The sequence below is a fragment of the Kitasatospora mediocidica KCTC 9733 genome, from assembly GCF_000744225.1.
Taxonomy (GTDB): domain Bacteria; phylum Actinomycetota; class Actinomycetes; order Streptomycetales; family Streptomycetaceae; genus Kitasatospora; species Kitasatospora mediocidica.
This window is the reverse complement of the sequence record NZ_JQLN01000005.1, coordinates 759,007-780,862: the sequence shown is the minus strand read 5'-3', so window position 1 is coordinate 780,862 and position 21,856 is coordinate 759,007. Positions and strand designations below refer to the sequence as shown.

Annotated in this window: 19 protein-coding genes and 2 tRNA genes; 15 read left to right on the top strand and 6 right to left on the bottom strand. The window is 73.2% G+C overall.

Features of this window, described 5'->3' with window-relative positions; genetic code table 11:
- Positions 1-138 precede the first annotated feature (138 nt).
- From BS80_RS17540 to BS80_RS17515, 6 genes are all read left to right on the top strand, one after another.
- A tRNA-Thr gene (locus tag BS80_RS17540) sits at positions 139-214 on the top strand.
- Between the two features lie 188 nt (positions 215-402).
- Positions 403-1,071, top strand: coding sequence for a response regulator transcription factor (locus BS80_RS17535; RefSeq protein ID WP_035798487.1), 669 nt, complete (start codon positions 403-405; stop codon positions 1,069-1,071).
- 263 nt (positions 1,072-1,334) lie between these two features.
- Entirely contained in the window at positions 1,335-2,423 is a 1,089-nt protein-coding gene (galT, locus tag BS80_RS17530) for a galactose-1-phosphate uridylyltransferase (protein WP_035798484.1), read from the top strand.
- The gene (galE, locus tag BS80_RS17525) at positions 2,420-3,376 is read left to right on the top strand and encodes a UDP-glucose 4-epimerase GalE (RefSeq protein WP_035798481.1); all 957 of its coding nucleotides are present in this window, start codon (positions 2,420-2,422) and stop codon (positions 3,374-3,376) included. The genes galT and galE overlap by 4 nt, the downstream gene beginning before the upstream one ends.
- Positions 3,377-3,452: 76 nt before the next feature.
- The gene (gene galK / locus BS80_RS17520) at positions 3,453-4,586 is read left to right on the top strand and encodes a galactokinase (RefSeq protein ID WP_035798470.1); all 1,134 of its coding nucleotides are present in this window, start codon (positions 3,453-3,455) and stop codon (positions 4,584-4,586) included.
- A 120-nt stretch (positions 4,587-4,706) separates the two neighbouring features.
- On the top strand, positions 4,707-5,657 hold the full coding sequence (locus tag BS80_RS17515; protein ID WP_035798467.1) for a response regulator transcription factor: 951 nt from the start codon (positions 4,707-4,709) through the stop codon (positions 5,655-5,657).
- A gap of 31 nt (positions 5,658-5,688) precedes the next feature.
- Here BS80_RS17515 and BS80_RS17510 read toward each other — a convergent pair whose 3' ends face one another.
- From BS80_RS17510 to BS80_RS17500, 3 genes are all read right to left on the bottom strand, one after another.
- Positions 5,689-6,186 carry a MarR family winged helix-turn-helix transcriptional regulator gene (locus BS80_RS17510; protein ID WP_035798465.1) on the bottom strand — a complete coding sequence of 166 codons (498 nt, stop codon included), beginning with the start codon at positions 6,184-6,186 and terminating at the stop codon, positions 5,689-5,691.
- 80 nt (positions 6,187-6,266) lie between these two features.
- Positions 6,267-7,019 (bottom strand): TetR/AcrR family transcriptional regulator, encoded by a 753-nt coding sequence (locus BS80_RS17505; RefSeq protein ID WP_035798462.1) that lies wholly within the window; start codon positions 7,017-7,019, stop codon positions 6,267-6,269.
- A 26-nt stretch (positions 7,020-7,045) separates the two neighbouring features.
- Positions 7,046-8,002 carry an acyl-CoA desaturase gene (locus BS80_RS17500; RefSeq protein WP_232246514.1) on the bottom strand — a complete coding sequence of 319 codons (957 nt, stop codon included), beginning with the start codon at positions 8,000-8,002 and terminating at the stop codon, positions 7,046-7,048.
- Between the two features lie 250 nt (positions 8,003-8,252).
- On the opposite strand from BS80_RS17500, the gene BS80_RS17495 reads away from it, so the two are divergent.
- From BS80_RS17495 to BS80_RS40815, 6 genes are all read left to right on the top strand, one after another.
- A tRNA-Gln gene (locus BS80_RS17495) sits at positions 8,253-8,325 on the top strand.
- 198 nt (positions 8,326-8,523) lie between these two features.
- Positions 8,524-9,981, top strand: coding sequence for a bifunctional UDP-N-acetylglucosamine diphosphorylase/glucosamine-1-phosphate N-acetyltransferase GlmU (gene glmU / locus BS80_RS17490; protein WP_035798456.1), 1,458 nt, complete (start codon positions 8,524-8,526; stop codon positions 9,979-9,981).
- A 203-nt stretch (positions 9,982-10,184) separates the two neighbouring features.
- Complete coding sequence (locus BS80_RS17485; protein WP_035798453.1) at positions 10,185-11,162, top strand: ribose-phosphate diphosphokinase; 978 nt, start codon at positions 10,185-10,187, stop codon at positions 11,160-11,162.
- A gap of 325 nt (positions 11,163-11,487) precedes the next feature.
- Positions 11,488-12,078, top strand: coding sequence for a 50S ribosomal protein L25/general stress protein Ctc (locus BS80_RS17480; RefSeq protein ID WP_035798451.1), 591 nt, complete (start codon positions 11,488-11,490; stop codon positions 12,076-12,078).
- 101 nt (positions 12,079-12,179) lie between these two features.
- Positions 12,180-12,761, top strand: coding sequence for an aminoacyl-tRNA hydrolase (gene pth, locus BS80_RS17475; RefSeq protein ID WP_035798447.1), 582 nt, complete (start codon positions 12,180-12,182; stop codon positions 12,759-12,761).
- A 182-nt stretch (positions 12,762-12,943) separates the two neighbouring features.
- Positions 12,944-13,609: a hypothetical protein gene (locus tag BS80_RS40815; protein WP_157536330.1), complete on the top strand. Its 666-nt coding sequence runs from the start codon at positions 12,944-12,946 to the stop codon at positions 13,607-13,609.
- Between the two features lie 78 nt (positions 13,610-13,687).
- Here BS80_RS40815 and ppc read toward each other — a convergent pair whose 3' ends face one another.
- Positions 13,688-16,489 (bottom strand): phosphoenolpyruvate carboxylase, encoded by a 2,802-nt coding sequence (ppc, locus tag BS80_RS17465; RefSeq protein ID WP_051966728.1) that lies wholly within the window; start codon positions 16,487-16,489, stop codon positions 13,688-13,690.
- A gap of 189 nt (positions 16,490-16,678) precedes the next feature.
- Here ppc and BS80_RS17460 point away from each other — a divergent pair, with 189 nt between their 5' ends.
- Complete coding sequence (locus BS80_RS17460) at positions 16,679-17,950, top strand: sensor histidine kinase (protein ID WP_035798443.1); 1,272 nt, start codon at positions 16,679-16,681, stop codon at positions 17,948-17,950.
- Positions 17,951-17,982: 32 nt separating this feature from the next.
- On the opposite strand, the gene BS80_RS17455 is transcribed toward BS80_RS17460, so the two are convergent.
- Both BS80_RS17455 and BS80_RS17450 read right to left on the bottom strand, forming a co-directional pair.
- Complete coding sequence (locus BS80_RS17455) at positions 17,983-18,504, bottom strand: SUKH-3 domain-containing protein (RefSeq protein ID WP_035801626.1); 522 nt, start codon at positions 18,502-18,504, stop codon at positions 17,983-17,985.
- A gap of 103 nt (positions 18,505-18,607) precedes the next feature.
- Positions 18,608-19,129 (bottom strand): YwqJ-related putative deaminase, encoded by a 522-nt coding sequence (locus BS80_RS17450; RefSeq protein WP_408607387.1) that lies wholly within the window; start codon positions 19,127-19,129, stop codon positions 18,608-18,610.
- 345 nt (positions 19,130-19,474) lie between these two features.
- On the opposite strand from BS80_RS17450, the gene BS80_RS17445 reads away from it, so the two are divergent.
- Together BS80_RS17445 and BS80_RS42835 are read left to right on the top strand one after the other, a co-directional pair.
- The gene (locus BS80_RS17445) at positions 19,475-20,476 is read left to right on the top strand and encodes an SMI1/KNR4 family protein (protein WP_035798441.1); all 1,002 of its coding nucleotides are present in this window, start codon (positions 19,475-19,477) and stop codon (positions 20,474-20,476) included.
- A gap of 60 nt (positions 20,477-20,536) precedes the next feature.
- Positions 20,537-21,298 carry a hypothetical protein gene (locus BS80_RS42835; RefSeq protein WP_035798439.1) on the top strand — a complete coding sequence of 254 codons (762 nt, stop codon included), beginning with the start codon at positions 20,537-20,539 and terminating at the stop codon, positions 21,296-21,298.
- The last annotated feature ends 558 nt before the right edge of the window (positions 21,299-21,856 follow it).

Genomic DNA, 21,856 nt, shown 5'->3' with positions numbered 1-21,856 from the left:
GCGCAGCTCGCGCGGGCCGCCGCGCGGGCCGCCGCACGGGGAGGCGCGGGCGGGTTCGGGGGGCGTGCGCCGGGCGGCTGACATCGATTTCCCAATCCGGCCGATGACCATGTAATGTCTTCCTCGTTCGGCCAGTTCGCCCCTATAGCTCAGTCGGTAGAGCGTCTCCATGGTAAGGAGAAGGTCTGCGGTTCGATTCCGCATGGGGGCTCCACGGGAAGAGACCCTCGCCATCACGGCGAGGGTCTCTTTTTGTTATCCCCCAGCCGGGCGCAGAGGTAGCGGGGCAGGGGACTGATGCGCTGTGATGGTGCGTCAACACTGCTGTGGTGTAGGGCTGGTACGCGGCGTGCGGTCCGCGGCGCGCGGCGAGGTGCCGCGCCGGGTACGGGGGAGGACGCCGTGGGCGTGCGGCTCGTGGTGGTCGACGATCACCGGTTGCTGGCTGAGGCGCTGGCCGCCGCGCTGCAGGTGCGCGGCCACCGGGTGCTGGCGGTGGGCAGCCCGGCGGCTGCCGCGGCCGACCTGGTGGTGCAGCGGCGCCCGGAGGTCTGCCTGTTGGGCGTGGCCCGCCCCGGCGCCGCCGGGGTCTTCGCGCCGGTGCGCAGGCTGCGGCAGGAGCGACCCGAGGTCGCCGTCGTGGTGCTCGGGCCGGTGGACGATCTGCGCGGGGTGGCGAACGCCTTCGCGGCCGGGGCGGCCGGCTACGTCCGCAGCGACGAGCGCATCGAGGTGGTGGACCGGGCGATCGGCCGGGCGCGGGCCGGCGAGGCGGCGGTCGCGGTGGAGGTCCTGCAGGCCGCCTTCGAGCGGCTGCTGCACCCGGTGCGCGAGCCCGACGACGAGGCGCTGCGCCTGCTCGGCGCGCTCACCCGCCGCGAGGTCCAGGTGCTGGCCCGGATCGCCGACGGCCAGGACACCCAGGAGATCGCGACCGGAATGGGCATAGCGCCCAGCACGGCCCGGACGCACGTGCAGCGGGTGCTGATGAAGCTCGGTGCGCGGACCAGGCTGGAGGCGGCCGCAGTGGCGGCCCGGACCGGCCTGCTGGCCCGGCTGGCGCGCGAGTAGAGGGCTTCTCTCCCAGGAGGCCCAGGGGCCGGCCGGGGCCGGGTCCCAGCGGGGCGGAGAAGGCCGGCGAAGGGGGCGCCAGGCTGCCCCGACAGGCCACGAAGGGCGGGTGCGCACGCGCATCCGCCCTTTTTGCTGCCTATTTTCCTGCTCCCGAGCGTGCCAAACTGTTGACTGCTGGTGAGTAATGTTCGATTATGTCGGAAGCTGCCCCGGCGAACAGCAACGGCGGACAGTGGACGGTTTCACCGGAGGCGGAGACTGTGCGGAAGACCACGACCAAGCTGGCGGACGGTCGCGAGCTGATCTACTACGACCGTGACGAGGCGGTCCTGCGGGACGCGCCGGACCGGCGTCCGTTGGAGCCGGCCGCGAGCCTGGCCGAGATCCGCCGTGACCCGGTGCTCGGCGACTGGGTCACGGTGGCGGCGCACCGGCAGGGGCGGATCTACCACCCCCCTGCGGACGAGTGCCCGCTCTGCCCCTCGCGTGACGGTCGGCTCAGCGAGATCCCGGCCGCCGACTACGACGTGGTGGTCTTCGAGAACCGCTTCCCGTCGCTGGCCACCGACGCGGCCGCCCACGTCCCGGGCCTGGACGAGCCGCTGCACCTGGGCCGGCCGGGGGTGGGCCGCTGCGAGGTGGTCTGCTACACCTCCGAGCACGACGCCTCGTTCGCCGGCCTGAGCGAGGCCAAGGCCCGCTTGGTGCTGGACGCCTGGACGGACCGGACGGCCGAGTTGTCGGCCCTGCCGGACGTCCGGCAGGTCTTCTGCTTCGAGAACCGTGGCGTCGAGATCGGGGTGACGCTGGCACACCCGCACGGTCAGATCTACGCCTTCCCGTTCGTCACCCCGCGCACCGGCAAGATGATCGAGCAGGCGGACCGGCACCGCGCCGAGACCGGCCGCAACCTCTTCGAGGACCTGTTGATCGCCGAGCTGGCCGATCCCGTGCGGGTGGTGGCGGCCGGCGAGTACTGGACGGCGTTCGTCCCGTACGCCGCGCGCTGGCCCTACGAGGTGCACCTCTACCCGAACCGCCGGGTGGCCGACCTGACCGAGCTCACCGAGCCCGAGCGCGCCGAGTTCCCGGGGCTCTATCTCGACCTGTTGGGCCGCTTCGACCGCCTGTTCGGTGAGGAGGCTCCGCCGACCCCGTACATCGCGGCGTGGCACCAGGCTCCCCACCCGGGCGGGGCTGAGCTGGCACTGCATCTGGAGCTGTTCTCGATCCGTCGTACCGTAGGCAAGCTGAAGTTCCTCGCCGGGGTCGAATCCGGCATGGACGCGTTCGTCAACGATGTGTCGCCCGAAGCGGCGGCGCAGCGCCTGCGGGAGGTTGCACCATGAGCAAGTACCTGGTCACCGGCGGTGCCGGCTATGTCGGCAGTGTCGTCGCCGCCCACCTGTTGGAGGCGGGACACCAGGTCACCGTGCTGGACGACCTGAGCACGGGTTTCCGTGAGGGCGTCCCGGCGGGCGCCGAGTTCGTCCGCGGCCGGATCCAGGACGCGGCCGACGTGCTGGACGCCTCCTTCGACGGGGTGCTGCACTTCGCGGCCTCCTCGCAGGTCGGCGAGTCGGTCGCCGACCCGGAGAAGTACTGGCGCAACAACGTGGCCGGCTCGCTGGAGCTGATCACCGCGATGCGCAAGGCCGGCGTGCGCAAGCTGGTGTTCTCCTCCACCGCCGCCGTGTATGGCGAGCCGGAGTCGGTGCCGATCGCGGAGACCGCGCGCACCTCCCCGACCAACACCTACGGCGCCACCAAGCTGGCCGTCGACCACCTGATCACCAGCGAGGCCGTCGCGCACGGCCTGGCCGCGGTCAGCCTGCGCTACTTCAACGTGGCCGGCGCGTACGGCACTTACGGCGAGCGGCACGACCCCGAGTCGCACCTGATCCCGCTGGTCTTCCAGGCCGCGCTCGGGCAGCGTCCGCACATCTCCGTCTTCGGGGACGACTACCCGACCCCGGACGGCACCTGCATCCGCGACTACATCCACGTCGCCGACCTGGCCGACGCCCACCTGCTGGCGCTGGACGCCGCCAAGTCCGGCGAGCACCTGATCTGCAACCTGGGCAACGGCAGCGGCTTCTCGGTCCACGAGGTGATCGAGTCGGTCAAGCGGGTGACTGGCCGGGAGATCCCGGTGGTCCTCGCCGAGCGCCGGCCGGGTGACCCGGCGGTGCTGGTCGCCTCCGCGGACCGCGCCCACCAGGCGCTGGGCTGGACGCCCAAGCGCCCCGACCTGGACGCCATCGTCGCGGACGCCTGGGCGTTCGCCACGAGGGACAAGTAACCGGCGGCCAGCCAACTGGCGGCCAAGTAGCCACCGGCCGGGCCGAGTACGGCCCGGCGACATTGAAGAGGGCCACGTGACAACGGAGTTCGAGAAGGTCTTCGGCGCCGCCCCCACCGGGGTGTGGGCGGCGCCGGGTCGGGTCAACCTGATCGGTGAACACACCGACTACAACGACGGGTTCGTCCTCCCGATCGCACTCCGACAGGTGGTGCTGGCAACCGCCCGTCGCCGTGACGACGGGCGGTTGCGGCTGTACAGCGCGCAGGGCGACGGGCGGGTCACCGACGTCCTGGTGGCCGATCTGAAGCCCGGCGCGGTGGCCGGCTGGGCGGCCTACCCGGCCGCCGGGGTCTGGGCGTTGAACGAGTCGGGCCACCAGGTGGGCGGCGCCGACCTGTACTTCGACAGTGACGTGCCGAGCGGCGGCGGCCTCTCGTCCTCCGCCGCGCTGGAGTGCTCGGTCCTGGCCGCCTACCGTGACCTGTACGAACTCGACCTGGACCAGCGGCAGTCGGCGCTGATCGCGCAGCGCGGCGAGAACGACTTCGTCGGCGTCCCGTGCGGCTCGATGGACCAGATGGCCTCGGCCTGCTGCACCGAGGGCGCGGCGCTCTTCCTGGACACCAGGGACCTCGCGCAGCGCCAGGTGCCGTTCGACCTGGCGGCGCGCGGGCTGCGGCTGCTGGTGATCGACACCCGGGTCAAGCACGACCTCGGGGACGGCGCCTACGCCGCGCTGCGGGCCGGCTGCGAACGGGCCGCCGCCCTGCTCGACCTGCCCGCCCTGCGCGAGCTGACGGCCGACCGGCTGCCCGAGGCGCTGGACCGGCTCCCGGCCGAACTCGGCCCGCTGGTCCGGCACGTGGTGACCGAGAACGCCCGCGTCCTGCAGGCGGTGGCACTGCTGGACGCAGAGGACTTCGCGGCGCTCGGTCCGGTGCTGACGGCCGGCCACGCCTCGCTGCGCGACGACTACGGGGTCTCCTGCCCGGAGACCGACCTCGCCGTCGCGGTGGCCGTCGAGGCGGGCGCGCTCGGGGCGCGGATGACCGGTGGCGGCTTCGGCGGCTCGATCATCGCGCTGGTCCCGGAAGAGCGGACGTCCCCCGTGGCGGCGGCGGTGGAGGCCGCCTTCGCGGCCGCCGGCTACCTCGCACCGCGCAGCTTCACCGCGACCGCCTGCGCCGGGTCGCGCCGGGTGGGCTGACCCGCCGCCCCGGCCACCGGTCTGGTCCAACTTGGGCAAACCCCCGCCCCGCCGCTCTCCCGGCCCGTAGGCTGAGCCGGGTAGCGGTGGGGGCCCGCGCCGGAGCAGGGGGGACACCGCATGGGACGGATCCGCGTCCTGGTGGTCGACGACCACCGCATCTTCGCCGAGGCGCTCGCCACGGCGCTCTCCGCCGAGTCGGAGATCGACGTCGGAGCGGCCGGGAGCGTGTCCGCCGCCGAGTCGGCCCTGGAGCGCGCGGTCGCCGAGGGCCGCCCGTTCGACGTCCTGCTGGTCGACGCGGACCTCGGGTCCGGCGGCCCGGCCGCCGGTCCGGCGCGACGTCCCCGTCCGGCGGTGGAGGCCGAGGCCGCACCGGCCGCGCTGCGCCGCACCGCCGGCGTGGTCCCCGCGCCGCGCCGCCCCGGCAACCTGCTCGCGGCGCAACGGGCAGTCGCACCACCTTCGGTGACGAACCCTCAGGCCGCGCCGGCCCAGTCGGCCCGGCCGCCGTCCAAACCGTCCGCCGAACCGCGCGAGCCGGACGGCATCGCCCTGATCGGCCGTGCCTGTCACAGCTACCCCGGGCTGCGCGCCGTGGTGCTGGCGGTCGAGGATGATCCGCGCCGGGCCGTCCGCGCGCTGTACGCGGGGGCGGCGGGCTGGGTGGCCAAGGAGAGCTCGCTGACCCGGCTGCTGGCCGTGCTGCGCGGCGTGCTGCGCGGTGAGACCCATCTGCCGCCCGCGCTCCTCACCGGCGTGGTACGGGAGTTGACCACCGCCCGGCGGGACCGGACGGAGAGCGAGCGGCTGATCGAGACGCTCACCCCGCGCGAGAAACAGGTGCTGCGCTGCATGGTCGCCGGGTTGGGGCGGCAGGCGGTGGCCGAGCGGCTCTACCTGTCCCCGCACACCGTGCGGACCCACATGCAGAACGTCCTCGGGAAGCTGGGGGTGCACTCCACGCTGGCCGCCGTGGCGCTGGCCCGCCGGGCCGGCATCGGTCCGGCGGAGCCGGTGCCCGCACCCGCGGTGCCGGGTGGCTCGCCCCAGGAGCCGGCCGCCGACTGAGCGGGCGGTACGGCGCCCGGCAGGCGGGCCGTCAGCCCGGGATGTTGTCGAACGGTGCGACCAGCTGCCGCAGCAGCCCCGCGAGCTCGTTCTGCTGGCCGCCGGTGAGCTGGGAGAGCAGTTCCCGCTCGTGCGCGAGCAGCCCGGCCAGCGCCTGGTCGGCGCGTTCCTGCCCGGTCTCGGTGAGGCGGACCAGCACCCCGCGCCGGTCGTCCGGGTCGGGAAGCCGCTGGACGAGGTCCTTGCCGGCCAGGCGGTCGATCCGGTTGGTCATCGTGCCGGAGGTGACCAGCGTCTGGGTGAGCAGCTGCCCGGGGGAGAGCTGGTAGGGCTCACCGGCCCGCCGAAGGGCCGTCAGGACGTCGAACTCCCAGGGCTCCAGACCGTGCTCGGCGAAGGCGGTGCGGCGGGCCCGGTCCAGGTGGCGGGCGAGCCGGCTGACCCGGCTGAGCACCTGGAGCGGTTGCACGTCGAGGTCGGGGCGCTCGCGGCGCCATGCTGCGACCAGGCGGTCGACCTCATCCTCCATGTCGATCAGTGTATCGGTGGTTCTGTCGATATGAAGCCTCTTGACATCGAGAAAACTCTCGGAGAACGGATGACCGAATATCAGTTCTGCCGGTCGCCGACCAGCTTCGGATGCCGTTCCATGCCCTCCAGGCCGTGCCAGGCCAGGTTCACCAGGTGCGCCGCCACCTCGGACTTCTGCGGCTTGCGCACCTCCAGCCACCACTGGCCGGTCAGCGCCACCATGCCGACCAGCATCTGCGAGTACATCGGGGCGAGGCGCGCGTCGAAGCCCCTGGCCTTGAACTCCAGGCCGAGGATGTCCTCGACCTGGGTGGCGATGTCGCTGATCAGCGAGGCGAAGGTGCCGGTGGCCTGGGCGACCGGGCTGTCCCGGACGAGGATCTTGAAACCGTCGGTCGAGGTGTCGATGTAGTCCATCAGCGCGAAGGCGGCCTGCTCCAGCAGCTCGCGGGAGTGTCCGCCGGTGAGCGCGCCCGTCACCATGTCGAGCAGCAGCTGCATCTCGCGGTCGACCACCACCGCGTAGAGGCCCTCCTTGCCGCCGAAGTGCTCGTAGACCACCGGCTTGGAGACCCCGGCCCGTTCGGCGATCTCCTCCACCGAGGTGCCGTCGTAGCCCCGCTCGGCGAAGACCGAGCGTCCGATGTCCAGCAGCTGTTCGCGGCGCTGCTTGCCCGTCATCCGGACCCGGCCGGTGCGGCCGCGGGCCGGGGCGGCGGCCCCGGACGGGGAGGCGGGACCCGAGCCGGTCCGAGCGGCGCCGCTCGAACCCGTCCCGCCGGCCGAGGGCGGGCGATGGCCGTCTGCGGTGTCTCCGTTGCTCCCGTTCACCCCTCCATCATGCTGTAGTCGCCGGGTCATGCGGTGCGGCGGGCGTCGATGCGCTCGGCGTCGGGCCAGCGGACGTCCCGCGCCCAGCCGGCCTGCTCGAACCAGCGGATCAGCCGGGCCGAGGAGTCGACCTGCCCGCGCAGCACGCCGTGCCGGGCCGAGGTCGGGTCCGCGTGGTGCAGGTTGTGCCAGGACTCGCCGCAGGAGAGCACGGCCAGCCACCACACGTTGCCGGAGCGGTCACGCGACTTGAACGGGCGCGCGCCCACCGCGTGGCAGATCGAGTTGATCGACCAGGTCACGTGGTGCAGCAGCGAGACCCGCACCAGCGAGCCCCAGAAGAAGGCGGTCAGCGCACCGTGCCAGCTCATCCCGATCAGCCCGCCCACCAGCGGCGGCAGCAGCATCGAGATCGTCGTCCAGAGCCAGAAGAGCCGGGAGACGGCCCGGATGTCGGGGTCCTTCACCAGATCGGGTGCGTAGATGTGCTGCGGGGTCTGCTCCTCGTCGAAGAGCCACCCCATGTGCGCCCACCACAGGCCCTTGAGCAACGCGGGCAGCGTCTCGCCGTAGCGCCAGGGCGAGTGCGGGTCGCCGTCCTTGTCGGAGAACTTGTGGTGCCTGCGGTGGTCGGCCACCCAGCGCACCACCGGGCCCTCGATGGCCAGGCTGCCGGCCACCGCCATCGTGATCTTCAGCGCACGGTTGGTCTTGAAGGAGCGGTGCGTGAAGAAGCGGTGGAAGCCGACCGTGATGCCGTGGCAGGTGGCGAAGTACATGACCGTCGCGATCGCGACGTCGGTCCAGCCCAGCCCCCAGCCCCAGGCCACCGGGACGGCGGCGAGCAGGGCGACGAACGGCAGGGCGATGAAGAGGCCGAGGGCGATCCGCTCGGCGCGCCCCTGCTTCTCCCCGCCACGGGTGGCGGAGATCTGCGAGGCGGGGACAGGTGTGGCGTCGGGGCGCGCTTCACTGGCCTGCATGGTCATAAGGGTCCCTTGAGGGAGGAAACTGGACAGAGCGGACGGCCCTACGTCTGCGTAACCTACGGCATCGTAGGTTCAGTGCGACCCCCATGGGAAGTGCGACGCGGCCGCGTCGGCCGTCGGCGCACGCCTGGCGGCGCCGTCGGGTGAACAGCCGGAGGCCGTCGTGGGACCGGTGCGGGTCCTGTACCGGGCGCGGGAGTCAATACCCAGCCGGGGTGCGTCTCCGGTATGGTCTGAGCAGCTGTCCGCCGTGGGGTAATCGGCAGCCCGCAGGCCTTTGAAGCCTTGCAGTGTTGGTTCGAATCCAACCGGCGGAGCGTGTCACGTGGGGCCGGGGTCGTCAGGCCCCGGCTTTCCTCGCCCGGGCCCGTCCGGACGATCCCCCCCCGGAGCGACTTGGTGTCATCGCCCAGGTCGGTCACGGTTATTCTCTGAACTGGTCCGAGTGCGGGCGTGCGGAGCTGCGCACCGGACTTTCCCCGCCCTCCGGCCACCCCTCCCAAGGAGCCTCCCGCGTGAGTGCCAACTCCCCCGCCGCCGTTGTCGTACTCGCCGCCGGCGAGGGCTCCCGGATGAAGTCGAAGGCGCTGCCCAAGGTGCTGCACCCGGTCTGCGGGCGAAGCCTGCTGGGCCACGTGGTGAGCGCCGCCCAGGAGCTGGCGCCGCGTCGTCTGGTGGTCGTGGTCGGCCACCAGCGCGCGCTGGTGGAGGAGCACCTGGCGCAGTCGTACCCGGGCGTGCTGGCCGCCGTGCAGCGGGACCAGAACGGCACCGGCAGCGCCGCGCGCTCCGCGCTGGACGCGCTGGCCGCCGACGGGACGGCGCTGGACGGCACCGTCATCGTCACCACCGGGGACACCCCGCTGCTCACCGGTGCCACCCTGCGCGCGCTGGCCGAGCGGCACGCCGTCGAGGGCAACGGCGTCACCGTGCTGACCGCCGAGGTGCCGGACCCGACCGGTTACGGCCGGATCCTGCGCGACGCCGTCGGCGGCGCGGTCACCGCGATCGTCGAGCACAAGGACGCCGACGACGCCCAGCGCGCGATCACCGAGATCAACTCCGGCGTCTACGCCTTCGAGGGCAAGCTGCTGGCCGAGGCGCTGGGCCGGCTCGGCACCGACAACGCCCAGGGCGAGGAGTACCTCACCGACACCCTGGCGATCCTGCGCACCTCGGGCCACCGGGTCGGCGCCGTGGTCGCCGAGGACTTCCGCGACATCCTGGGCATCAACGACCGGGTCCAGCTGGCCGAGGCCCGCCGGCTGCTGAACGCCCGCCTGGTCGAGCGCGCGATGCGCGAGGGCGTCACCGTGGTGGACCCGGCGACCACCTGGTTCGACGTCGAGGTGACCTACCGGCCCGACGCGGTGGTGCTGCCGAACACCCAGCTGCACGGCGCCACCCATCTGGGCGAGGGCTGCGAGGTGGGCCCGAACTGCACGCTGACCGACACCGTGGTGGGCGCCGGCGCCCATGTGAGCAACACCACGGCCGACCGGGCGGAGATCGCCGAGGGCGCCACCGTCGGCCCGTACGCGTACCTGCGCGGCGGTGTGCGGGTGGGCGCCAAGGCCAAGGTCGGGACGTTCGTCGAGATCAAGAAGTCGCAGATCGGCGCCGGCGCCAAGGTGCCGCACCTGTCCTACCTGGGCGACGCCGAGGTCGGCGAGGGCGCGAACATCGGCGCCGCGACGGTGACGGCCAACTGGGACGGTGTGAACAAGAACCGCACGGTGATCGGTGCGCACGCCCGGATCGGCGTGGACAACATGCTGGTGGCACCAGTCACGGTGGGTGACGGTGCTTACACCGCCGGGGGCTCGGTGATCAGCCAGGACGTGCCCGCCGGCGCACTCGGCGTGAGCCGCGCGCCGCAGCGCAACATCGAGGGCTGGGTGGCGCGCAAGCGCCCCGGTACGGTGTCGGCGCAGGCCGCGGCCGATGCGCTCGGTGGGGCTGCGGAGGCCTGAGCCGACGGCCGGGGCACCCGAGCAGCGGTCCCGGGACGGACGCTTTCCGAGCGGGCGCGTAACCTGGAGTACATACGTGCGCCGTGGGGCTGTGGCCCGGACGAGGCGTACCCCCATTCCCTGTCGACCACCGACCCGGGCGGCCTCGCTGCCCGGGTGCGGCGCGCCGGGACCGTGCGGCAGTAATACGAGGAGACGGTGCAGTGAGCGGGATCACGACGTCGGGTGAGAAGAAACTGAAGCTCTTCTCCGGCCGTGCCCACCCCGAGCTGGCGAAGGAGGTTGCGGAGGCGCTGGGTACCGAACTGGTCCCGACCAAGGCTCTGGACTTCGCCAACGGCGAGATCTACGTCCGCTTCCTGGACTCCGCCCGTGGTGCGGACTGTTTCGTGATGCAGAGCCACACGGCTCCCATCAACCAGTGGATCATGGAACAGCTGATCATGATCGATGCTCTGAAGCGGGCCTCCGCGCGGAGCATCACGGCGATCCTGCCGTTCTACGGCTACGCCCGGCAGGACAAGAAGCACCTGGGCCGTGAGCCGATCTCGGCCCGCCTGATCGCCGACCTGCTGGCCAGCGCCGGCGCCGACCGGATCATGGCGGTGGACCTGCACACCGCGCAGATCCAGGGCTTCTTCTCCGGGCCGGTGGACCACCTGTTCGCACTGCCGATGCTCTGCGACTACGTGGGCGGCAAGGTCGACCGCTCCAAGCTGACCATCGTCTCGCCGGACGCCGGCCGGGTGAAGGTTGCCGACCAGTGGTGCGACCGGCTGGACGCCCCGCTGGCGATCATCCACAAGCGCCGGGACATGAGCCAGGCCAACACCATCCTCTCCGCCGAGGTGGTCGGTGACGTCAAGGGCCGGGTCTGCGTCCTGGTCGACGACATGATCGACACGGCCGGCACGATCTGCGCCGCCGCCGACGCGCTCTTCGAGAACGGCGCCGCGGACGTCATCGTGGCCGCCACCCACGGTGTGCTCTCCGGGCCCGCCGCGGACCGGCTGAAGAACTCCCGGGTCAGCGAGTTCGTCTTCACCAACACGCTGCCGACCCCCGCCGAGCTCCAGCTCGACAAGGTCACCACGCTCTCCATCGCCCCGTCGATCGCCGCCGCGATCCGCGAGGTCTTCGAAGAGGGTTCGGTCACCAGCCTCTTCGAGGGCGTGCACTGATCGCCTGACCCGTCGTCAGGTCGGCCCCGTTCCACGCCCTCTGCGGGGGGTGCGGAGCGGGGCCGATTTCACGGTTGACGACTGGTGCGGTTAGACTCGTGAGACTGCTCGGCGAGGGAAGCCGTGCGCCCATTCGGGTGCCCGCCTCCGTGATCGACGCGCTGCCGCGGCCGGTACGACCGGTTGTCGGCAGAGTCGTCCCGCCGCCGAGCGGACCCCCCAACATTCTTGAGGGTGTGGTCCCGGCGGCTTCTGGCTTTCCGGGCCTCGTATGACCACCGTACGAGTGCTGCACCCCCGCGTCAGTCCCACGAGGAGTGCAGTCGTGTCCGAGATCCGCCTTGCCGCCGAGCCCCGCAACGAGTTCGGCAAGGGTGCCGCCCGTCGTGCGCGTCGCGCCGGCTTCGTTCCCGGTGTCGTCTACGGTCACGGCCACGCTCCGGTTCACCTGAACCTGCCGAGCCACGCCCTGATGATGGCGCTCAAGACCCCGAACGCCCTGCTGGTCGTCCCGATCGAGGGCAAGGACGAGTTCGTCCTGCCGAAGGCCGTCCAGCGTGAGGCCATCAAGCGCTCGATCGAGCACGTCGACCTGCTGCTGGTGAAGCGCGGCGAGACCGTCTCGGTCGAGATCCCGGTGCTGACCGAGGGCGAGCTGGCCCCGGGCGGCAACCTGGTCGAGCACGTCCTGAACAACCTCCCGGTCGAGGCCGAGGCCACCCACCTGCCCGAGTCCGTCACGGTCTCGATCCAGGGCCTGGAGGCCGGTGCCTCCATCCTCGCCGGTGACATCGAGCTCCCCAAGGGCACCAAGCTGGGTGTCGAGGCCGACACCGTCGTGCTGCAGGTCATCGGCGCCCAGGCCTCGCAGGCCGACGCGGACGCCGAGGCCGCCGACGAGGCCGCGAGCGCCTGAGTCCCGGTGTGACCTGCCGCTGCCCCGGCTCCCCCCTCGTGGTGGGAGCCGGGGCAGCGGCACGTCCGGAATGATGTCGGTGAGCCGCAGGAGGAGGACACATGAGTGACGACGCGTACACAGGGCCCTGGCTGATCGCCGGTCTGGGAAACCCGGGGGAGGGCTACGCCCGCAACCGGCACAACATCGGGTTCATGGTCGTCGACCTGTTGGCCCAGCGGATCGGCGCGAAGTTCAAGGCGCACAAGAGCCGGGCCCAGATCGCCGAGGGCCGGCTGGCCGGGCAGCGGGTGGTGCTGGCCAAGCCGATGACCTTCATGAACCTCTCGGGCGGTCCGGTGACCGGGCTGCGCGACTTCTACAAGGCGCCCACCAGTGCGATCGTGGCGGTCCACGACGAGCTGGACATCGACTACGCGACCCTGCGGCTCAAGCTCGGCGGCGGCGACAACGGCCACAACGGCCTGAAGTCGATCACCAAGTCGCTCGGCCCCGGCTACTACCGGGTGCGCTGCGGCGTGGGGCGTCCGCCGGGGCGGATGGAGGTCGCGGACTTCGTCCTCAAGGACTTCTCCTCGACCGAGCGCAAGGAGCTCGACTGGTTCGTCGACCGGTCGGCCGACGCGGTGGAAGCGCTGCTGACGGAGGGTCTGGAACGGGCCCAGGGCACCTACAACACCTGACCCTCCGGGGCCCGTGTGACAGGTGTGACAACAGTCGTACAACTCTTCCCCGCAGCCCCTGATTCGGAGGCCGGCGGTCCGTGCCGATCGGGTACGGTCGAGCCGGACTTTGGGAGATGGGGGCGCTGGTGGGCGCAGGGCAGTTGCGGTGGCGTACGGCCTGGGCGGCCGGCGGTTGGTTGTTGACGATCAGTGGGACCCTGCTGGCGGGAGCGTCGCTCGCGGCCGCCGACCCGGTACCCTCCCCGAGCCCCTCGGTCACCGGCGTGGCCGGCCAGCCCTCGGCCACGGCCGCCGGGCCGCCGCCGTCGGCTCCGGCGCGGCAGAGCAACGCGCCGGCCGGCCCGGCCGGTGGCGCCTCGTCGCCGGCGACCCCGCCGCCGTCCGCCTCGGCCACCGCCTCGCCGTCCTGCCCGCCGCAGCCGACGGCCTCGCCCACTGAGGCGGCCTCGCCCTCGCACTCCGGCGAGCCGCAGGCGACACCGACCGCGTCCGCCGAGCCCGGCTCCGACGACTGCCCCGCGACGCCGACGCCCTCGCCGTCCGCCTCGGCCAGCACCACCCGGGTCGCGATGACGGGGACGGGCGGCTCGCGCGGCGTCGGCCGCGGCCACCAGGCGGCCCCCGAGGTGAGCACGGTCAGCGCACAGCTGGGTGACGCCCCGCAGCCCTCGCCCTCGGCCACCTCGGCCGGCGGCCCGACCGCCACCGTCCTGGCCGACAGCTTCATCGGCAACCTGGGCGACGACACGGGCCTGTTCGCGGTAGGCGGCGGCCTGCTGGTCGCCGGCGGCGGCGGCGCACTCTGGCTCAAGCGCCGCTTCCGGGGCAAGCCCGCCGAGGACTGACGCGCCCGCGCCCGCACGTACGACGGTGGCGGCCCACCCCGGGGAGGGGTGGGCCGCCACCGTCGTACCGCCGTCCGGTCAGCCGGTGTTGCGCAGGCCGGCGGCGATGCCGTTGACGGTCAGCAGCAGGGCCCGGGCGCGCAGCGGGTCCTCCGGCAGGCCCGCCGCGACGTCCTCGCGCTGACGGCGGAGCAGGGCGACCTGGAGGTAGGAGATCGGGTCCAGATAGGCGTCGCGGACCGTGAAGGTCTGCTTCAACACGTCGTTCGACTCCAGCAGTTCGCTCTCACCGGTGAGACGCAGGACCTCCTTCAGGGTGAGGTCGTGCTCGGCGGTGATCTGGTCGAACACGTGCTGGAGCTCGGCCGGGACCAGGGTCTCGACGTAGTGCCGGGCGATCCGCAGGTCGGTCTTGGCCAGCGTCATCGCGACGTTGGACAGGAAGTTCTGGAAGAAGTGCCAGTTGCCGTGCATCTCGTCCAGCACGTCGCCCAGCCCCGCCTCACGGGCGGCGGCGAGGCCTGAGCCGACGCCGAACCAGCCGGGGACGATCTGCCGCGACTGGGTCCAGCCGAAGACCCACGGGATGGCCCGCAGGCCGTCCAGGCCCGCGCCGGAGTCCGGGCGGCGGGACGGGCGCGAGCCCAGGTGCAGCGAGGCGAGCTGGTCGACCGGGGTGGCCGCGAAGAAGTACTTCGGCAGGTCCTCCTGCTCGACCAGCGCGCGGTAGGCGGTGTGCGCCGCTTCCGAGACCTGGTCCATCGCGGCGTCCCAGCGGGCCAGCTCCTCGGGGGCCTGGCGCGGCGAGGTGTGCAGCGCGGAGGCGGCCAGCGTGGCGGAGAGGGTCAGCTCCAGGTTCTCCCGGGCGAGCGAGGGGAGCAGGTACTTGTCGGAGATCACCTCGCCCTGCTCGGTCACCTTGATCTCGCCCTCCAGGGTGCCCCAGGGCTGGGCGAGGATCGCCTCGTGCGAGGGGCCGCCGCCGCGGCCGACGGTGCCGCCCCGGCCGTGGAAGAGCCGCAGCCGGATGCCGTAGCGGTGGGCGACGTCGCGCAGCCGGCGCTGGGCGCGGTGGATCTCCCACTGGGAGGTGGTGATGCCGCCGAACTTGGAGGAGTCCGAGTACCCGAGCATGACCTCCTGGATGTCCCCGCGCAGCGAGACCAGCAGGCGGTACGACGGGTCGGAGAGCATCTCGTCGAGGATCCGGTCGGCCTGCTGGAGCTCGTCGGTGGTCTCCAGCAGCGGCACGATGCCAATGGTGGCGATCCCGGCGTGCAGGTCGATCAGGCCGGCCTCACGGGCCAGCACGGTGGCGGCGAAGACGTCGTCGGCGCCCTGGCACATCGAGATGATGTAGCTCTCGACGATCTCGTCGCCGAACCGCTCGAAGCCCTCGCGGATCGTGTTGAAGACGCCCAGCGTCTTGGTGCCGGCCGCGTCCAGCGGGGCCGGGGTGGGCGCCAGCGGGCGGCGCGAGCGCAGCTCCTTGGCGAGGAGCTTCTGCCGGTACTCGCGCGGCATGTCGGCGTAGCGCCAGGCCTCCTCGCCGAGCCGGTCGAAGAGCTGGCCGAGCGCGTGGTGGTGCGCCTCGGCGTGCTCGCGGACGTCCATGGTCGCCAGCTGGAGGCCGAACGCCTCGACCGTGCGGATCGCCCGGGCGAGCCGGCCGTCGGCGATCAGCTCGCCGCGGTGGCCGCGCAGCGAGTCCTGGATCAGCTTGAGGTCGGAGATCAGCCCGCGGGTGCCCAGGTAGTCGCGGCCGGGGATGTGCGGGGTGCCGTTGGCCAGGCGCTCGCGGGTGTTCTCCAGCTTGAGCCGGACGCAGGTGGCCTTCAGGCGGTAGGGCTCCTCGGCGTTCATCCGCTTGTAGCGCGGGCTGAGCTCGGGGAGCAGCTTGAGGTCGGCGTCCAGCGACTCGAGCAGCTCGGCGGAGGCGCCGGCGAGGCGGACCGAGGTGGAGAGCGAGTTGCGCAGGTCGTCCACGGCCGCCAGGGCGTCCTTGATGCCGTACTCGTGCTGGAGGTTCAGCACGTCCCAGGTGACCTGCGGGGTGACGTTGGGATTGCCGTCCCGGTCGCCGCCGATCCAGCTGCCGAAGGTCAGCGGGCGGACGCCGTCGGGCAGCGTGAGACCGACCCGGGCCAGCTCCTCGTGCAGCTCCTCCAGCACCTCGGGGACGGCCTCGCGGTAGAGCTCGTCCAGGTAGTAGACGGCGTTGCGGGCCTCGTCGGTGGGCTCGGGACGGGCGATCCGCAGCTCGTCGGTCTGCCAGAGCAGGTCGATCACCTCGGCGAGCCGGCGGTCGGCGGAGCGCTTGGCGGAGCTGTGCCGGACCGGGTCGTGGGTGGACAGCCCGGAGGCGACGTGCTCGCGGTGGATGCGCTCCAGCAACTCGCCGATCCGGCGGAGCTTGTTGAGCACGCTGCGGCGGGCCGCCTCGGTGGGGTGCGCGGTGAAGACCGGACGGACCGCCAGATTGGCCAGGGTGTCCGCGAGGTGCTTGGGGTCCGCCTCGGCGAGCTGGTCGGCGGTCTGCGCCAGGAGCGAGCCCTCGCGGGCCCGGCGGGTGGCGAACTCGCGGCCGCGGTGCACCTGTTCGGTGACGTTGGCGAGGTGGAAGTAGGTGGAGAAGGCGCGGACGAGCTTGGCCGCGGTCTCCAGGTCGATCTCCGCGAGCAGCCGCGCGGCGGCCTCGCCGTCCGTGCGCGTCAGCTGACGTACCTGTTCGACCAGGTCGAGGAGCTCCTGGCCCTCCTGGCGTACCAGCGTCTCGCCGAGCAGGTCGCCGAGTCTGCGGATGTCGGCGCGCAGGGCGGCATTGTCGGCGGCCGGATCGGCACTCGGGTGGTCGGCCGGGGTGGGGACCTGAGCGGTCACGGCTGGCTCCCTGGGGTGGTGGGGTTCGGCAACGACGGACCGCGCTGTCCGACGGGACCAATATAGGTCGCACAGTGGTCTGGACCGTGGCAGTGGCCGGATGGCGGACAGAAGTCGGACGGGGGCCGGCTGCCGCCCGTCGGAAGAACTCGGTGGGGCGGGAGGGACGGCTCGCTTAGGCTGTCCCCTATGAGCATGTCGCCTGGGGAGGGCGCGTCGGCCCGCGGCTTGTGGTGGTGGGAGCAGCGGCGAAGCGCGCTCCTCGACGGATTTCTGGCCGCCCTGGCCGCGCTGGAGTGCGCGTTGGGCGGCTACTCGTTTTTCGGCGACCGGCTGCACCTGGGTGCCGCGGCGGTCGTGCCGGCCACCGTGATCGGTGCGCTGGGCGGTGCGTCGCTGCTGGTCAGGCGGCGCTGGCCGGCCGTGCCGGTGCTGGTGTCGATGGTGCTGGTGCCCGGGCTGTTCGGGATCATCCTGCTGGTGGTCTCGCTCTACACGCTGGCGGCCACCTGGACCTGGCCGTCCCGGCGCGGGCGGGTGCTGGTGCTCTCCTCGGTGGTCTTCGTGGAGACGCTCGGGATGGTGCTCTTCTCGCTGCTCACCATCGAGCCGAAACCGGGCGAGCCGCTGCCGGCGACCTGGGTCTTCGTGCTGATCGCGGTGCTGGTCTCGGTCGGTCTGACCGTGCCCCCGGTGGTCACCGGTCTCTACATCGGTGCCCGGCGCAGGCTGGTGGAGTCGCTGAAGGACCGCGCGCACGGCCTGGAGGCGGAGCTCGACCTGCTCGCGGAGCAGGCCCGCGAGCGCGCCCGCCGGGCCCGGCTGGAGGAGCGCACCCGGATCGCCCGGGAGATGCACGACGTGGTGGCGCACCGGGTGAGCCTGATGGTGGTGCACGCCGGCGCGCTGGAGCGGATCGTCGCCAAGGACCCGGAGAAGGCCGCGCAGAGCGCCAAGCTGATGGCCGACACCGGGCGGCAGGCGCTCAACGAGCTGCGCGAGATCCTCGGGGTGCTGCGGATGAACGAGGGCCCGGCGGTCGAGGCGCCGTCCGTCCTCGCCGAGCTGCCGCGGCTGGTGGACCAGTCGAAGGCGGCCGGGATGACGGTCACGCTCACCGTCAGCGGCTCCCGCCGGCCGTACAACGGCGAGGCCGAGCAGACCGCGTACCGGGTGGTCCAGGAGGGGCTGACCAACGCGCACAAGCACGCCGGTGGTGCCCGGGTCTCGGTGCTGCTGGCGTACCTGCCCAACGGTGTGCGGGTGGCGGTGCTGAACGACTGCCCGGGCGGCGGGGAGCAGGTGAAGCTGCCCAGCGGCGGCAACGGGCTGGTCGGGATGCGCGAACGGGTGCTCGCGCTGGGCGGCAGCTTCCTGGCCGGGCCCGAGCAGGACGGCGGCTACCGGGTCGAGGCGCTGCTGCCGTCCCGGCTGGCGGTCTCCACCGACCGGCTGGTCTGACCGGCCGGCCCGACCGGCGGATTGACCGCCCGTCAGACCGGATCGGCGACGGTGCGCAGGCGTTCGGGCAGGGTGCCGAGCACCAGAGTGCTGACCGCCTGGTCGATGTCCGCGCCGAGGAACCACTCGCCGGTGTGGTCCAGGCTGAAGACCCGGCCCGCCTCGTCGATGGCGAGCAGCGCCTGTCCGTAGAGCTCCTCGCCGAGCGGGGCGACCCTGCTGTCCAGCGCCCGGCCCAGGTCGGCCAGCGTGCGTGGCTGGTACAGCCCGCAGAGCGGGTCGAGCAGGAACGGCGTGCGGGCCACCTGGCGGCCGGCCCCGGTCAGGTCGAAGGAGAGCCCGCCGAACTCGGCCCAGGCCTCGATCGCCGAGGGGAAGACCGTGTGCTGGACGCCCGCCGGGGAGCCGTGCGCGACCAGCTGGTCGGCCCACTCCTCGGCCCGGCGGATCTCCCAGCGGCCGGGATGCCAGCCGGCCTGCTTGAGCGCGGCCGCCACGTCGGCGGAGAACCGCGGCTGGGAGCGCGGGGGAGCGGTGGTGGCGGTCGGGTTCAGGACGTACTCCGGGCTCGGGGAACGGGACACGAGCGGGCGCGCTCGGCGCTCGGTCGTTCGGCGCTGGTCGGTCGTCGGGTGAGGGTCGGTCGTTCGGCGCCGGTCAGGAGCGCTGGGCGACCGTGACGCTCTGCACGGTGAGGTGGTCGAGCAGCGGCACGCAGGAGCGGCACGGCGGTGCGTGCGTCCCGTGGGTCGGGTCGTCCTCCTCGCGGATCCGTACGGTCGTCAACTTGGCGCCCTTGAGGGCCTTGCGGGCGTCGTGCAGGGACAGCGGCTTCTTGGCGGCGCGCTTGGAGCGCCCGGCGTCCAGCGCCGTCAGGTACTTCGACAGCAGGACGGCCTCCGGGCAGCGGCCGGTGAAGCGCTCGCGCTGGGCGACCGGCAGCCGGTCCAGGAACTCGCCGATCAGCGGGTGCAGCTCGGGCTGCTCGTCGGCCTTGCGGCCGGCCAGCGTCTGGACGTCCCCGCCGCGCAGCGAGAGGGCGGCGGCCACCGCCGGCAGCAGGCTGTCCCGGTGGTGGCGCAGCAGCGGCGCGGCCAGCGGTGTGACCAGCGGCGTGGACGACGGGACCGGGGTGCCGGTCGGGACGGCCGGGGGCGGGGTCGGCTGACGGATGTCCACGGCTGCTCCTTCGGTCTCTGGGTTCGGGTCCTGGTCGGACTCCGGACGGGTCCGGGGCCAGCCTGCCAAACGACTCGGACAATGGGCGACCCGGGGTACCCGGGGGTGTACAGCAGGATTGCCGACTCCACACCTCGTACACAACTCCGGCCGACGGTTCGTCACTTCGCCATCCGAACGGGTGGCCGAAAGGGTGGCCGAACGGTGCTGGGCGGGACGCCGTCCGGGGCGCGCCGCCGGGCCGGATCCCGGTACCCGGTCAACCTCCGGGTGGGGGGACCACCGGCGGGCCCGACCACATACCCTGGTGCTAGCAATTCCGCTTCAGCCAGTGGGGGCTCCCAGATGACGACAGGTCGGCCCGGCGCCGCTGCCGCGCCCAACGCGGCCTACGCGGGCCAGGTGGTGCAGTTTCCCGACCCGGTGCGCGCGGCGATGTATCCGGAGGGCGTGCGGGTGGACGCACAGGGCCACCCGGACTTCGGCCCCTACGCCCGCGCCGCCGCCGAGGTCGCCGACCCGCCCGAGGGCTTCGGCGTGGACGAGCTGCGGCTCACCGACTACGTCTCGGCCAACGCCGCGCTGTTCAGTCACGGCCATGAGCTCTGGGCCGACCTGGAGTCCGCGGTGGCCACCCCGCCGGGGTGGACCTGGCACCACGCGGTCGGCGGCGCGGCCCCCGGCTGGCGCCGGATGGAGCTGGTGCCGGTCGAGGTCAAGGCACTGCTGCGGCACCACGGTGGCCTGGCCCGTTCCAGCGCCGACCACGCCCGGCGCGGCACCCGTCCGCTGCAGGACCGGCGGGCGGTGCACTTCTCGCTCTCCAAGGAGGGCGCTGAACCGGTCAGCGTCGGCGAGGAGCTGTTGCAGGCTGCGGAGGAGCGGCTCGGCTACCGGCTGCCCGGGCCGTACCGCGCCTTCCTCAAGCTGGCCGGCGGTCGCGGCCCGGTCGGCGTGGCGCTGGACACCGAGCTCGGACTGCTGCTCGACCAGCCGTTCCTGACGCTCAGCGAGGAGTACGGGGTCGACGACCTCGTCTACGCCAACAAGTGCCTGCGCGACCACCTGACCAAGGACTACCTCGGCATCGCGTACGCGCAGGGCGGCATCGTCGCGCTCAAGGTGCGCGGGGCGGACCTGGGCTCGGTCTGGTTCTGCCTCTACGACGACGCCCGGGACACCGGCGAGGCCGAGGAGCCGGCGGACCGGGTGCAGCGGTTGCTGCTGCGCTGCGGGAACGACTTCGACGACTTCCTGCTCCGGCTGGCCGGCAGCCCGCCGGAGCTGGAGACGGTGGCGGAGCTGATGGTCGAGGGCGGGTTCGCCCGTGCGGTGCCGGTGCCGTGACGGATTCGACGTGACGGGCATACAGGACGAGGACGGCTCAACGGTGGAGGCAGGCCGGGCATGGTGACGTACGCGCAGGCACAGGACCTGGCGACCGACTGGATCAACGGCGGGGTGCCGCCGTTCCAGCAGCGTGAGGTCCGGGTGCAGGAGTTCGACCTGGGGTTCGTCTGCTGGGCCGAGGACCGGGCCGGCGGACCGTCCTCGGACGGCGGGGCGGCCAAGCTGGTGATCGCCCGGGAGACCGGGGCCAGTACGCTCTGGCCGGCGCTGCCGGTCGACGAGGTGGTCGAGCGCTTCCAGGAGACGTACGGGCGGCCGGTCGAGGTGAAGCCGGCGCCGATGCCGGCCGAGGCGACCTCGTTCCTGCTCAGCCCGCCGCAGTGGCTCCAGGATGCGGGCGCCGCGGCGATCGCCGCCGAGGCGGCCCGGCTGGGCGAGCCCGCCGCCGGGCCGGCGCCCGTCGCGCCCGCTGCCGAGCCCGCGGTGCTCACCGCGCCGCCGGCCTCCGACCGCCCGGCCGGTGACCTGCCGACCATGCTCGCGCCGCCGCCCTCGGACTGGGAGCCGGCGGCCGCCTCCTGGCCGCCGCCCGGGCCGCAGGGCCCGCCGCCCGGGACGCCGGTGCCCCGGCGCCCGCGAACTGGCCGCCGCAGGAGCAGCCGCCCCTGGCGCCCGCGGTGGCCCCCGAGGGCGCCACGGTGGCGCTCCCCGAGGGCTACCACCTGTCCGACGAGTTCGCCGCGCCCACCCCGCCGCCCGCCCCGGCCGGCGGCTACGCGCCGACGATGCTGGCGCCGCCGGACGGCGTGCCCGGCCTGATGGGCCTGCCCGGCGCCCCGGACGCCCCGGTTCCGCCCGCCCCGGCGCCCGCCTCGACCCCGTCCATCGACTACGCGCCGACCATGCTGGCGCAGCCCGACGGCGTCCCGGGCCTGATGGGCCTGCCCGGCGCCCCGGCGACGCCGCCGGCGCCCGGGGTGGGCCTGGGCCGCAGCGCGGGCAGTGCCCCGCCGCCCCCGCCGCCGGCCGGTCTGCGTGGCGCGCCGGGCCAGCCCCCAGCGCCCCGGTCGGTGGCGGCCGTGGCGGCTCGGTCGCTCCGCCGCCCCCGCCCGGCGGACTGCTGCACGCGGGCAACAGCGCCGAGAACGCCCCGCAGCACGGCGTGGGCCTGGGCCGCAGCGCGGGCAGCGTCCCGCCGCCCCCGCCGCCGGCGGGTCTGCGCGGCCCGGCCGCGGCGCCGGCCGCGCCCGCCCCGGGCCAGGGCGCGGCGGACCTCGCCGACGCCGCGACCAGCCGGGCCGTGATCTCCCGCTCGGCCGCGCCGCAGAGCGCGCCGCCGGCCGCCGCCGGGGTCGCGCAGGCCGCGACCCAGCTCGC